Source organism: Telluria sp. AIW5 (assembly GCF_056680575.1).
The window spans coordinates 2,538,711-2,551,467 of sequence record NZ_CM155289.1; the positions used below are offsets into that span (position 1 = coordinate 2,538,711).

The 12,757-nt window shown below is 67.0% G+C and carries 8 protein-coding genes; 4 read left to right on the top strand and 4 right to left on the bottom strand.

Annotated features, from left to right (window positions below; all coding sequences use genetic code 11):
• Positions 1–129: 129 nt before the first annotated feature.
• On the top strand, positions 130–1,791 hold the full coding sequence (locus AC1MEM_RS11170) for a response regulator (protein WP_499477266.1): 1,662 nt from the start codon (positions 130–132) through the stop codon (positions 1,789–1,791).
• A 21-nt stretch (positions 1,792–1,812) separates the two neighbouring features.
• On the opposite strand, the gene AC1MEM_RS11175 is transcribed toward AC1MEM_RS11170, so the two are convergent.
• A complete protein-coding gene (locus AC1MEM_RS11175) occupies positions 1,813–2,268 on the bottom strand; it encodes a response regulator (RefSeq protein ID WP_499477268.1) in 456 nt (151 codons plus the stop codon).
• Positions 2,269–2,283: 15 nt separating this feature from the next.
• The gene (locus AC1MEM_RS11180; RefSeq protein WP_499477269.1) at positions 2,284–4,518 is read right to left on the bottom strand and encodes an ATP-binding protein; all 2,235 of its coding nucleotides are present in this window, start codon (positions 4,516–4,518) and stop codon (positions 2,284–2,286) included.
• 245 nt (positions 4,519–4,763) lie between these two features.
• On the opposite strand from AC1MEM_RS11180, the gene AC1MEM_RS11185 reads away from it, so the two are divergent.
• Both AC1MEM_RS11185 and AC1MEM_RS11190 read left to right on the top strand, forming a co-directional pair.
• Positions 4,764–6,668, top strand: a complete 1,905-nt coding sequence (locus AC1MEM_RS11185; RefSeq protein ID WP_499477271.1) for a hybrid sensor histidine kinase/response regulator — start codon at positions 4,764–4,766, stop codon at positions 6,666–6,668.
• A 13-nt stretch (positions 6,669–6,681) separates the two neighbouring features.
• Positions 6,682–7,605, top strand: a complete 924-nt coding sequence (locus AC1MEM_RS11190) for a pyridoxal-phosphate dependent enzyme (RefSeq protein ID WP_499477273.1) — start codon at positions 6,682–6,684, stop codon at positions 7,603–7,605.
• Between the two features lie 21 nt (positions 7,606–7,626).
• Here AC1MEM_RS11190 and AC1MEM_RS11195 read toward each other — a convergent pair whose 3' ends face one another.
• Both AC1MEM_RS11195 and AC1MEM_RS11200 read right to left on the bottom strand, forming a co-directional pair.
• Positions 7,627–8,802 carry an esterase/lipase family protein gene (locus AC1MEM_RS11195; RefSeq protein ID WP_499477275.1) on the bottom strand — a complete coding sequence of 392 codons (1,176 nt, stop codon included), beginning with the start codon at positions 8,800–8,802 and terminating at the stop codon, positions 7,627–7,629.
• A gap of 147 nt (positions 8,803–8,949) precedes the next feature.
• The gene (locus AC1MEM_RS11200; RefSeq protein ID WP_499477277.1) at positions 8,950–10,197 is read right to left on the bottom strand and encodes a dienelactone hydrolase family protein; all 1,248 of its coding nucleotides are present in this window, start codon (positions 10,195–10,197) and stop codon (positions 8,950–8,952) included.
• 311 nt (positions 10,198–10,508) lie between these two features.
• Between AC1MEM_RS11200 and AC1MEM_RS11205 the strand changes: the two genes are divergently transcribed.
• On the top strand, positions 10,509–12,725 hold the full coding sequence (locus tag AC1MEM_RS11205; protein ID WP_499477278.1) for a hybrid sensor histidine kinase/response regulator: 2,217 nt from the start codon (positions 10,509–10,511) through the stop codon (positions 12,723–12,725).
• The last annotated feature ends 32 nt before the right edge of the window (positions 12,726–12,757 follow it).

Genomic DNA, 12,757 nt, shown 5'->3' on the forward strand with positions numbered 1-12,757 from the left:
GGCGAATCCTGCGGGGGCAAGCACGATAGGTGAAATTGATGAAATTGCAGTTCACATTGGTGTAGAATCAATGCTTCACAAAATGCAACCTGGCCCCCTGCGCAGTCGGCAAAACGGGTCTTACTACCGATGATCGAAGACGATTCCAGTTCCTGTTCGATCCTGCTGATCGATGACGAGCCTTTTGCACAGCAGATCATCGAACACGGGCTGAAAACCTGCGTCAGGCATGTACTGCGCTACGAATCGAGCCCGGCGCGCGCCGTCGAGCTGGCGCGCGAGCTGAAGGTGACCGTGGTGCTGGTCGACCTGCGCATGCCCGACCTCGACGGCTTCGAGTTCACGCGCCGCCTGCGCGCCAGCCCCGATACCGCCAACTTTCCCGTCATCATGCTGTCGTCCGAGGACGATCCCGAAGTCAAGGCGCAAGCCTTTGCCGCCGGCGTCAACGACTACCTGGTGAAGTGGCCCGATCCGCGCGAACTGGTGGCGCGGGTGCAATACCACAGCGCCGCCTGCGTCGCCGCCCGCGAGCGCGATGCCGCGTTTGCTTCGCTGCGCGTGAGCCAGCAGCAGCTGGCCGCGAGCGAATCGGCGCTGCACCAGGCACAGAAGATGGAAGCGATCGGCCAGCTGACCGGTGGCGTGGCCCACGATTTCAATAACGTGCTGCAGATTATCGGCGGCAACCTGCAACTGCTGAAACTCGTCGGCAACCTGAACGAGGCGGCGCGGACCCGCGTCGAGATGGCGCTGGCCGGCGTCGAGCGCGGCGCCAAGCTCTCTTCGCACCTGCTCGCCTTTGCGCGGCGCCAGCCGCTGCAGGCGGTCGTGCTCAACCCGGGCCACCTGCTGCGCGACATGGACGACATGATGCGCCGCGTGCTGGGACCGAATGCGCGCATCGTCACCGACATCGATCCTTCGCTGTGGAGCACGGTCGCCGATCCCGACCAGCTCAACAACGTCCTGCTGAATCTCGCCATCAATGCGCGCGACGCGATGGGCGGCAACGGCACCTTGCTGATCCGTGCCGGCAATGCCGGCGGCGCCTTCGCCTCCCGGGACGCGGCCTTGCCGCCTGGCGTGCCGGCTGGCGAATACGTGTGCATCGAAGTGGCCGATACCGGCAGGGGCATGCCGCCCGAAATCCTGCAGCGCGTCTTCGAACCCTTCTTCACGACCAAGCCGGTCGGGCAGGGTACGGGCCTGGGCCTGTCGATGGCCTATGGTTTCGTGAAGCAGTCGGGTGGCGAGATCGTGCTCGACAGCGAAGTGGGACGCGGCACCAGCGTGCGCATCTTCCTGCCGCGCAGCGAAACCGAAGCGGTCGAGGCCGAAGCCCATGCCGAGGCGCCGCTTTACGGCGGCCTGGAAACGATCCTGGTGGTGGAAGACGAAGAAGACGTGCGCAGCGCGACTTGCGCGATCCTGTCCGCACTCGGCTACGACGTGCTGGAAGCCTGCGATGCGGCCGGCGCCGTGTCGCTCATCGAAAGCGGACGCCACGTCGACCTGGTGTTTACCGACGTGGTCATGCCGGGACCGGTGAGCAGCCTGCAGTTGGACGAAGCGGTGCGCGCGCACCTGCCGGAGGCGCAGGTCCTTTACACCTCGGGCTATGCGGAAGGGGTACTGGCGCACGAGGGCAAGGTCAGCGCCTCGGTGCATTTGCTGCAGAAGCCGTATCATCCGGACGCACTGAGCGCGCGCATCCGTCATTTGCTGCGCAGCGGACGCCATCGCGGCGCCCGGCCAGCCGCCAGCAAGGCGGGCGCGGCCGCGGCCTGAGCCGCGATCGCGCCGCGCAGCTTACTGCGGCGGCACGTAGCGGTGCGAACCCGGCGGCGGTTCGTTGAGCACCGCCCAGAAGATCCCCAGGTCCGCGATCGCACGCACGAATTCCTTGAAATCGACCGGCTTGACGACATAGGCGTTCACGCCCAGCTCGTAGCTGCGGATCAGGTCCTGTTCTTCCTTCGACGAGGTCAGCATCACGACCGGCATGCTTTTCAGGTTTGCTGTCTGGCGGATCGTCGCCAGCACTTCCAGGCCGTCCACTTTCGGCAGCTTCAGGTCGAGCAGGGTGACGGCCGGATTGCCTTCCGGACGCCCGGCAAACTCGCCGCGGCGCAGCAGGTAGTCGAGCGCCTCGGCGCCGTCGCGCACGACGACGACTTCGTTGGCGAGCTGGCTGCGCGCCAGCGCCACCAGGGTCAGCTCGAGGTCGTGCGGATTGTCTTCGACCAGCAGGATGGGTTTTAACATGGATGCCATTAGCGATTAGAGTGCGAGTTTGCGCGGGATGCTGAATGAGAAAGTGGCGCCCTGGCCCAGCCTTGAATCGGCCCAGGCGCGTCCGCCATGGCGTTCGACGATGCGGCGCACGTTGGCAAGACCAATGCCCGTGCCCTGGAAGTCTTCCATCCGGTGCAGGCGCTGGAACACGCCGAACAGTTTATGGACGTAATCCATGTTGAAGCCGGCGCCGTTGTCGGCGATGTGGAAGAGCGTTTCCTGCGCGTTTTGTTCGGACCAGATCCGGATCGTGGCCGGGTCGCGGCCGGCGCTGAATTTGACCGCGTTCGACAGCAGGTTCAGGACCGCCAGGTGCAGGAAGGTCGGGTCGGCCGTGATGCGTGGCAGCGGCTCGAGCAGCCATTCGACGCGGCGGCTGCCGATGTCGAGCGCCAGCTTGTCGATGCAGGAAGCGACCAGTTTCGACATGTCGACCTCGACCGGGCGCAGCGCGGCGCGGCCCATCTGCGAGAAACTCAGCAGGTCGTCGACCAGCTTGCCGGCCAGGCGCGCCGACTCCTTGATGTTGGTGAGGAAGCGCTGGCGCATGGTCGTGTCTTCGCTGCCGGCGGACTCGAGCAGCAGGTCGGAAAAGCCGACGATGTGGCGCAGCGGCGCGCGCAGGTCGTGCGAGACCGAGTACGAAAACGCTTCCAGTTCCTTGTTGGCACGGCCCAGTTCCTCGGCCAGTTCGGCCATCTGCTCGGCGCGCTCGAGCGCGATGCCGAGCAGGGCGCTGCGAAACTCGCCCGCCAGTTCGATCTCGGCGATGTGCCAGGGCAGGCTGACGCCGTGGATCTCTTCGCGCCAGGTTGCGAAACTGGTGCGCGGGTGCAGCTGGGACGGCGCGCCGGCGCCGTCCTTTTCGTGCGGATTGCCCGCCCATTCGATCGTATGCACGGCTTCCGGACGGAACCAGAGCAGGTAGTGCTTGTGCACGCGCGAGATCGGCATGGTGAGCAGGCCGCTGGCATTGCGCGCGAGCGCCGCCCCGGCCGGGTACACGGCCGCCAGTTCGTCGGTGTGATAAATGTCGCTGCCATGGCCCTGCAGTTCGAGCCAGTCGACCAGGCCCTCGATGGCGGGAACGTCCGGCGTATCGCCATAGGTGAACACCCGTTCGCCGGCCACGATGGCGACGCCGCCGGCGCGCGCGAAGCGCAGCAATTCCGGGAAGACGCCGCTCATGTTGTCGATGACGTCGGCGCCCTTGGTGAGGTTGCCGAGCATGGTCACCATCATGCGCCGTACTTCGAGGCGGAACTGCAGTTCGCTGGCGTCTTCGCGCGATTCGATGCACAGCGACAGCACTTGCCCCAGCTGCTCGCAGGCCGTGCGCCGCTCGAAAGGCAGCGGGCAGGGCGTTTCGTTATGGCAGGAAATCAGGCCCCACAGCTTGCCCTTGACCATCAGCGAGACCGACATCGAGGCCAGTGTGCCCATGTTGCGCATGTATTGCAGGTGCACCGGCGAGACGCTGCGCAAGGCGGCAAACGAAAGGTCGTTGCGCTGCCCGGTCACCGGGTTTTCGCCGGGCACCAAAGGCGCCGGGACGTAGTTCGCGTCCTGGATCAGGCGGATGCGCGACAGCGCATACAGTTCGCGCGCCTGGGACGGGATGTCCGACCCGGGAAAACGTTGGCCCATGTAGGAGTGGTAGGCGTCTTCCTTCGACTCGGCCATCACATGGCCGTGGCCGTCGCGGTCGAACTGGTAGACCATGACGCGCCCGAAGCCGCTCACCATGCGCACGTGGTAGGCAGCCAGTGCGGCCAGCGACTCGACCGATTGCGTCTCGTTCACTTGCAGCAGGAAGTCGCCCAGCAGCGGATACAGGTGGCGGAAGTCGAGCGGCGCAGCGCGCAGGGCGGCTTCGAACTCGAGCAACAGCAGGCCGTCCCAGGCATGGCCGAGCACGTCGAAATGGCGCTCGCCGATGGCCGCGGTGCACAGGTAGAGCGGGCGGTTGCCGAGCTTGCCCCCTCGCAGTTCAGGCAGCAGGCGTTCGGCGACGGGGCCGATTACATCCAGCAGCGCCTTGCCGCAAGCGGCCTGCGCCTCGACACCGATCCAGGAAGCGAGGTTGGCGCTGGCCTGCAGCACTTCGCCTTCTTTTGACAGCGTCAGCAGGAAGCCGTGGGGCTGGATGCTGCCGGGCGTGCGGATCGGTTCCCGGTCACAGCCGGACAGATCGAGCGATGCGGAGGGGGCTTGGGTCATTGAGGCGCGAGCGTGGGCATGGCTGGGTTGCAAAAGCGGTATTCTAGCGTGAAACCCAAGGGCGGTCGCGCTGCAATCCCGGCCCTGTCGGACGCGTGTGACGCGGGAACGAACAGTGATGTTTTCGAGCCGATCGGGGCTTGACCTTTTCCGTAAAGACATGGGCTTTTTGGCAACCGACGCGTGGCAAAGTCGCGCGGTTTGGGTTTATGATGCAGCGTTACCCGCCACCTACGCTTCGTCCCATGAATAATCGACCCGCCGCCGGGAAACCGCTGACCGACGAGCAACGCGTCCAGTACCTCATTTCCGGTATCAGCGACTACGCGATCTACATGCTCGATCCGGAAGGTCACGTCAGCAGCTGGAACGCCGGCGCCCAGCGCTTCAAGGGCTACCTGGCGCCGGAAATCCTGGGCCAGCACTTCTCGCGCTTTTATACGCCCGAGGACCGCGCCACGAACCTGCCGGAACGCGCGCTGGCCACGGCGCTCGCCGAAGGCAAGTACGAAGCCGAGGGCTGGCGCATGCGCCAGGATGGCACGCGCTTCTGGGCCAGCGTCGTGATCGACCCGATCTACGACGAGCAGGGCACGCTGCTGGGCTACGCCAAGATCACGCGCGACGTCACCGCGAAGCGCCAGGCCGAACAGGCGCTGCGCGCCAGCGAGGAACGCTTCCGCCTGCTGGTGCAGGGCGTGACCGACTATGCGATCTACATGCTCTCGCCGCAGGGTGAGGTCACCAACTGGAACGTCGGCGCCGAGCGCATCAAGGGCTACATGGCCGACGAAATCGTCGGCCAGCATTTCTCCCGCTTCTACACCGACGAAGACCGCGAAGGCGGCAGGCCGCAACGGGCGCTCGCCACGGCTGCGCACGAAGGCCGCTACGAGGCCGAAGGCTGGCGCGTGCGCAAGGACGGCACCCGCTTCTGGGCCCACGTGGTCATCGACGCTATCCGCGACGACATGGGCGAGCTGATCGGCTTTGCCAAGATCACGCGCGACCTGACCGAGAAAAAGAAGGCCGACGCTGCGCTGGCCGAAGCGAACCTGGCCCTGTTCCAGGCGCAAAAGATGGAGTCGATCGGCCAGCTGACGGGCGGCATCGCGCATGACTTCAACAATTTGCTGTCGGTGCTGGCCAGCGGCCTCGAGGTGCTCGCCCTGAAACGCGGCGGCGGTTCCGACAACAAGACCTTCGACAGCATGCGGCGCGCGGTCGACCGCGGCGCCACGCTGACCCAGCAACTGCTGGCCTTTGCGCGCCAGCAGCCGCTGCAGCCGGAAATGCGCAGCGTGAACCGCCTGATTTCCGGTTTCGAATCGGTCCTGCGGCGCGCGGTGAACGCATCGATCGACTTCGAGGTCCGGCTCGAGCCGCAGGTGCGCACCACCGTCATCGACAGCGCGCGCTTCGAATCGGCGATCCTGAACCTGGTCGTCAACGCCCGCGACGCCATGCCGGACGGCGGCCACCTGCAAATCGAAACGGCCAACGTCGACCTCGCCGAGTGCGAAGTGCGCGGCCTGGCGCCGGGACCCTACGTGCGGGTGACGGTGGCCGACACCGGCACCGGCATGTCGCCCGAGACCGCTTCACGCGCCTTCGAACCCTTCTACACGACCAAGGAAGTGGGGAAGGGAACGGGCCTCGGCCTGTCCCAGGTGTACGGCTTCATCAAGCAATCGGGCGGCGAGATCGTGATCGGCAGCGCGCCCGGCGAAGGCACGACCATCACCATTTTCCTGCCGGCCGCGACCGGCCAGGACGGCGGCGCCCGCCAGGATACGAGCGAACTGGTACTCATCGTCGAGGACGAACCGGACCTGATGGACGTGGCCTCCGCGCTCTTCATCAGCATGGGCTACGAAGTCGTCACGGCTTCCAACAGCCTGGAAGCGACGAACATGCTGGCCACGCGCGAGGTCGACATCCTGTTCACCGACGTCATCATGCCCGGCATGAACGGCGTCGAGCTGGCGACCTATGCGCATGAGCACTATCCGCATGTGAAGACCATCCTCGCCTCCGGCTATCCGCTGCCGGCGCTGAAGCTCGAGGACGCCAACCTGGAAGATTTTGTCTTTGTCGGCAAGCCCTACCGCCTGTCCGACCTGGCGCGCGCCTTGCGTTCGACGTCCTGACCTGCCCGACGCGATGGCCCTGCATATCGAGACGCCGCTGCTGTGCTCGAACGCTTTCGGCGCCAGGCCGGGCCGACGCGTCTGGCTGAAGATGGAGGCGCTGCAGCCGGGCGGCTCGTTCAAGCTGCGCGGCATCGGCCACGCCTGCGAAGTCCATGCGGCACGCGGGGCGCGGCGCATTGTCGCGTCCTCGGGCGGGAACGCCGGCCTGGCCGCCGCGCATGCCGGACGCAGGCTCGGCCTGCCGGTAATGGTGGTGGTGCCGGAAACGACGAGCGAGCGCGCCCGCGCCCTGCTGGCGCGCGAAGGCGCCGAGGTCTGCGTGCACGGCCTGTCCTTCCAGGAAGCGAACGCGCACGCGCAATCGCTGCTCGGCCCGCAGGACGCCTTCATCCACCCCTTCGACGATCCGCTGCTGTGGGAAGGCCATGCCGGGATGATCGACGAAGTGGCGCGCGCGGGCGTGCGGCCGGATGCGGTAGTGCTGGCGGTCGGCGGCGGCGGGTTGCTCAGCGGTGTGGTGGCCGGGCTGCGCCGCCAGGGCTGGAACGATGTGCCCGTGTTCGCGGTCGAAACCGCGGGCGCGGATTCGTATGCCCAGTCGCTGGCAGCGGGCGAACGGATCGAACTGACGGCGATTGCCAGCATCGCCACCTCGCTCGGCGCGCGCAAGGTGTCCGAACATGCGTTCAACCTGGCGCGCGCGCATCCGATCACCCCGGTCGTGGTGAGCGACGCCGAGGCGGTCGCCGCCTGCCTGCGCTTCATGGACGAGCATCGCGTGGTCGTCGAACCGGCCTGCGGCGCCGCGCTGGCGCTGGCCTGGCGCGCGGATAGTCCGCTGGCGGCGTGCGACGAGGTGCTGGTCATCGTTTGCGGCGGGGCGACGGCGACTGTGGCGCAGTTGCAGGCCTGGGACCTTGCGCTGCGGGCCTGAGCAGGACTGCGCCGGCGCAGTTCACAGCGCAAACAGGATATCGCTGATCCGCTCGTAGACCGGCGCCGCCGGCGGCCCCGGCTGCCCCCAGCCCAGGATGTCGAAGTGGTCGTAGCCGCGGTAGGTTCCCAGGAAATTCCAGGTCCCCGGCACCGGGACGCCGTCGAAATCGCGCACCGGGTGCCCGCTCGGCGCGCGCGTGCTGACTGTATTGACCACGCCGTCGTTGGCGAACCAGCAGCTGTCGATGCGCACCCGGCCCGGGGCATCCTGGGTGTAGCCGCCCATCCCGTGCTGGAGCATCGAGGGCACGATCCATTCCCCGGCATAGGTTTTATAGTAGGCGAACATGTCGGTGCGCGGGTACTGGTAATAGCGGTTCTGCAGCGGCGCGATTGCGCGGTCGGTGTCGTTGCAGCAGGGCGCGCCCGCTTCGGTCGCTTGCGTGCCGATCGAAAAGTAATAGACCTGCGGCGAGGTGCGCGCCCAGGCATTGAAGCTGCGGGCGCCGTCGGGAGCGAGCTCCCAGTTCGCGAGGTCGGCCAGCAGCCAGTCACGCAGCGGCGAGCGCAGTTCGGGCAGGAGGTCGAGCACGGCGTCGCGCAGGGTGGTGCCGTTGTGCGGCGTCGAGATCGTGGTGACGCTGCGGATCCAGCCGTTCTTGCCGCCCCGGTACAGTTCGCCATTGCCCGCCTGTGGGTCGCCATGTTCCAGCAGTTCGACGAGCGCCCGGATCGTCGTGCCGCCCTGGCTGTGGCCGATCATGTGCAGCGGGTGGTCCGCGTCCCAGTGCGGGTAAAAGGCGGGCGGATACCCCATCGGGTTGTGGCGCGGTTCGGCCGCCCAGCATGTGGCGGCCTTGTCCGCGCCCCCGGTCGCCAGGTGCTGCGCGCCGTAATCGACGCAGCCGCCCTTGATTTGCGCATACAGTTCGGCCGCGCGCTCGCGGTTGCTGGCGATCGCGCCGACGGTGGCGGTAAACACCGTGTGCGGTCCCTTGTAAGTGCGCAGGTGGGCGGCGATATCGCCATGGCCGCCCCAGTACAGGAAGCCGCTGTTGGGAAACTGGTCGGGACCGAAGCCGAGGAAGCCGTGCACCAGCACCACCGGATCGTTGTTCGCGGCGCCGGCGTTCCCGGCCAGCTGCGCCAGCACCAGGGCAAGAAAGGCAAACAGGATCCGGGACAAACGCGGCATGGCGCACTCCGAGGGGGCGATTACCTCATTGTCGGAGCGTGGGGGAAGGTAGGGCTTGCGCCAGGTCCAGCGTGCGCGAGAACGGGCCCGGCGGCGCAACAGAAGCGTGCGCCGCCGGCTTGACGAAACAAATTATGACGCCGCGAATTATTTTGCCGCGGGAACAGTACTACCCACCGCGCCCGGCGCGTTGGCATCGGCCGGCGCCGCGATCGACGCGGTCATGCTGGCTTTCTCGGCGGCGTCGACGCGGTTGCCGTTCCAGACGATGTAGTCGTCGATCGAATACAGCTTGCACGGTTCGCTGCTTTTCGCCGAGCAGGTGGCCAGCGCGCGCGCATCCGGCGCTTCGCCTTCCTCGGCCCAGGTCCAGGCGCCGCTCGGCGAGACGGCAAAGGCGCGCGGGGTCATCTTGGTGAGATAGTCGGCGTAGGCGAGGCGTCCGTTTTCCGAGAGGAAGGGCACGGCCTCGATATCGTCCACTTTGGCGAACTCGGTGCGCGGCGGGGTCGGGCGCGGCGGCACGTTATACAGCACCTCGGTCGGCATGCCGACGCCCTTCAGGAAGCGCACCGTGTCGTCCAGCCAGATCTTTTCGCCGTCGCGACTGGCGAGCATGCCGTGGGCATCGCGCTTGAACGAAGGGAATTCGACCAGGCGCGCCTTGCCGCCAGCCTGGGCATAGGCTGCGTGCAGGCGGTTCGCCAGGTCGGGGCCGAACAGGGAGTCGTTTTCGCCATACATCCACAGGCTCGGCACCTTGCTGTTGGCGCCGTACTGGGCAAAGGCGGAGACCAGCGCCGAGCGCCAGGCGCAGCGGTCGCTGTCGTCGCGCAGGCCGCCGGCAAAATTGAGCAGGCCGCGCACGCCGGGCACATCCTGGGTGCCGAGCGCCATCGTCGCCAGGCCGCCGTAGGACTGGCCGGCCACGACCATGTGGCTGCTGTCGATCCACGACTGGGTGCGCGCAAACTCGAGCGTCGAGCGGATGTCCTCGGCCTGCAGGTAGCCGTTGGCCTTCATGTCGCAGCCGCGGTCGCGGTAGCGTCCGGTCGAACTGGCGAAGCCCTGGCGCATCGGCACCATCACCGCATAACCGCGCTTCACGAAGGCGGCGGCCATGTGATAGAAGCGGTCGCGCGGCTGGGCGCTCGGGCGGCCCGGGTCCTTGCCGTGGTTAATCACGAGCAAGGGGAAGGGGCCGGGACCGTTCGGGCGGAACACGGTCGTTTCCAGCATCGCGTGGTTATCGTAGCCGGCCGGCACCTGCATGATGCGCTCGTTCATCCGGTAATCGAGTTCGAGTTCCTGCTCGATCGCGATGCCCGGCAGCATTGCCAGGCCGGCGAGCAGGGCGGCGGTGATCTTGCGAACAGAGGGACGAACTCTAATCATGGGAGACTCTGGAATCCAGCCGGTGCGACAGCATTGCTTGAAGGAATAAATTGATTCTAGGCACCTAGACCGATCACGGCAATATCCGTTTCGGCAATTCCAGCGTTAAATTTTTGTGTGTGGCAAAGATGCTTATGTACATCAATAAAGAACACCGGAGACGCGGCGGTCCAGCGCAGAAAAAGGCTGGGCAAACGGGAAACATTGCCAATTCCGCAGTGGTGTTTGGGGCTGGCCTTGCCAGGGAAACCGGCCAGGGCGCGGGGCGCGGCCGCAAGTGCGCGACGGGCTGGCCGTCATAAGGAGCTGCGATGCGATTCCGGAACCGCCTGCTGCTGCTCGTCCTCGCGATCCTCGTGCCCGCCTTCATCGGTGCGGCAGTGGCGGTGGCGTATGTCTACGTCGAGCAACAGGAGAGCCAGGAGCGCGTGATGGCCGAAACCGGCCATGCGTTCGCGTTGCTCATCGACAACGAAATGCGTCATCAGGAAGGTATCCTGCGCACGCTGGCCGCCTCGCCGGCGCTGGCCGACGGCGACATGGCCGAGTTTTATGCGCACGCCCGGCGCGCCGCCGAGGGCGTCGGCGCGGTGGCGATCCTCTACGATTCGGCGGGCAAGACCGTGCTGAATACGCGCCGTCCGCTCGGCGTGGCGGTGCCCGGGCGCGATCCGTCGAACCTGCCGGAGCTGGTGCGGCGCTTCGGTGCGGCGGGCACCCTGGTATCGGATATCTTTTATGCGCCGCCGGTACGCCGTTACGACTTCATGATGCAGGTGCCGGTGCGCATCGATCACCAGGTGCGCTACTACCTGCTGCTGGGGCTGGATGTCGGCATCGTCCAGCAATTGCTGACCCGCCAGCATTTTCCCGCCACCTGGCTTGCGACCGTGATCGACCGCAACGGGCGCATCGCCGCGCGTTCGCGCGATCCCGCCCGGTACGTTGGCACGCTGTTGCACGAAGAGACCCGGCGGCGCCTGGACGCCGGCAGCAACGCCCGGATGCTCGATGGCCAGACGCTCGAGGGCATCCCGGTGCGCAGCCTGGTCAGTACCGTGCCGAACACCGGCTGGAAGGTCCTGATCAATATCCCGACCGCCGAAATTCGCCGCGTGCCGCTCAGGGCCGCGGCGCTGCTGGCCGCCATCATGTCGGTGCTGCTGGTGCTGGCCCTGGCCGCCGGACGCTGGTTCGCGAACCGGGCCACGGCGCCGATCGAATATTTGGGACGCTGCGCCGACCGCCTCGGCAACGGCGACGACGTTCCCTACCACCCGCACGGGCTCGAAGAAATCGATAATGTCGCGCGCCGCATGACCGAGGCCGGCAAGCAGATCGGGCGCGCCCAGCGCGAGCTCGAGCAACGCGTGAGCGAGGCGATCCGCGCCACCGAACAGGCGCAGGGCGCACTGCTCAAGGGCCAGCGGCTGGAGTCGCTCGGGCGCCTGACGGCGGGCATCGCGCACGAATTCAACAACCTGCTGCAAACGCTCACCACGGCGCTGCAGCTGGCTGCGATGCAGGCGAAGGAGCCGAAGCTGCAGGCCCTGATCGACACCTGCAAGCGCACCGTCGGGCGCGCGACCAAGCTCACCGGCCAGCTCGGTTCCTTCGGCCGGGTGCAGGAAGGGCGGCTGGTGACGGTCGATCCCGCCTTGCAGCTGGAAAGCGCGCTGCAGCTGATCCGCGGCGCCGTCGGCGAAACGGTTGCCATCGACACGGATTTCACGGCCGGCCTGTGGCCCGTCACGGTGGAACCGCTGCAATTCGACCTGGCGCTGCTGAACCTGGCGATCAATGCGCGCGATGCCATGGAGGGGGAGGGCGTGCTCCGGATCAGCGCGCGCAACGCGGCCCTCGCCGCGCCGCCGCAGGGCTTGCCGCCGGGCGACTACCTGCACCTGACGGTGGCGGACGCCGGCATCGGCATGACGTCCGAGGTACTCGCGCACGCGCTCGACCCCTTTTATACGACCAAGGCGCCGGGCCAGGGTACCGGACTCGGGCTGCCGCAAGCCTATGCGTTCGCCACCCAGGCCGATGGACTGCTGACGCTCGACAGCGCGCCCGGGCGCGGCACGCGGGTGCACATCTGGTTGCCGCGCGCCGATGCGGCCCCGGTACCCACCGTGCAGGAAGCGCCGGCGGCGCCGGTGCTGGTTGCGCAGGGCAGCGGCAGCGTGCTCTTCGTGGAAGACGACCCGCTGGTGCGCGAGGCGGTCGCCGGCGGCTTGCGCCAGGCCGGCTTCACGGTACGCGTGGCCGAAAGCGGCGACGCCGCGCTGGCGCTGCTCGATGGCGGGCTGCAGGTGGACGTCGTGTTTTCGGACGTCGTCATGCCGGGGAGCCTGAGCGGGATCGACCTGGCGCGCGCCCTGCGCCGGCGCTGGCCGGAGTTGCCGGTGGTGCTGGCGACCGGCTATACCGAGCGCCGGGTGGCGCTGCCCGGCGTGCCGATCCTGGCCAAACCCTACGACATCGCGCAGGCGGTGAACCTGCTGGGCGCCCTGGTGGCGCAGGAGTAGCGTTGCGCTACAATCTGCTCCTTTTGCGCCCT

Coding starts and splice junctions, on each gene's coding strand:
- AC1MEM_RS11190 (WP_499477273.1), top strand. CDS start 6,682: ATGGCCCTGCATATCGAGACGCCGCTGCTGTGCTCGAACGCTTTCGGC.
- AC1MEM_RS11170 (WP_499477266.1), top strand. CDS start 130: ATGATCGAAGACGATTCCAGTTCCTGTTCGATCCTGCTGATCGATGAC.
- AC1MEM_RS11195 (WP_499477275.1), bottom strand. CDS start 8,802: ATGCCGCGTTTGTCCCGGATCCTGTTTGCCTTTCTTGCCCTGGTGCTG.
- AC1MEM_RS11205 (WP_499477278.1), top strand. CDS start 10,509: ATGCGATTCCGGAACCGCCTGCTGCTGCTCGTCCTCGCGATCCTCGTG.
- AC1MEM_RS11200 (WP_499477277.1), bottom strand. CDS start 10,197: ATGATTAGAGTTCGTCCCTCTGTTCGCAAGATCACCGCCGCCCTGCTC.
- AC1MEM_RS11175 (WP_499477268.1), bottom strand. CDS start 2,268: ATGTTAAAACCCATCCTGCTGGTCGAAGACAATCCGCACGACCTCGAG.
- AC1MEM_RS11185 (WP_499477271.1), top strand. CDS start 4,764: ATGAATAATCGACCCGCCGCCGGGAAACCGCTGACCGACGAGCAACGC.
- AC1MEM_RS11180 (WP_499477269.1), bottom strand. CDS start 4,518: ATGACCCAAGCCCCCTCCGCATCGCTCGATCTGTCCGGCTGTGACCGG.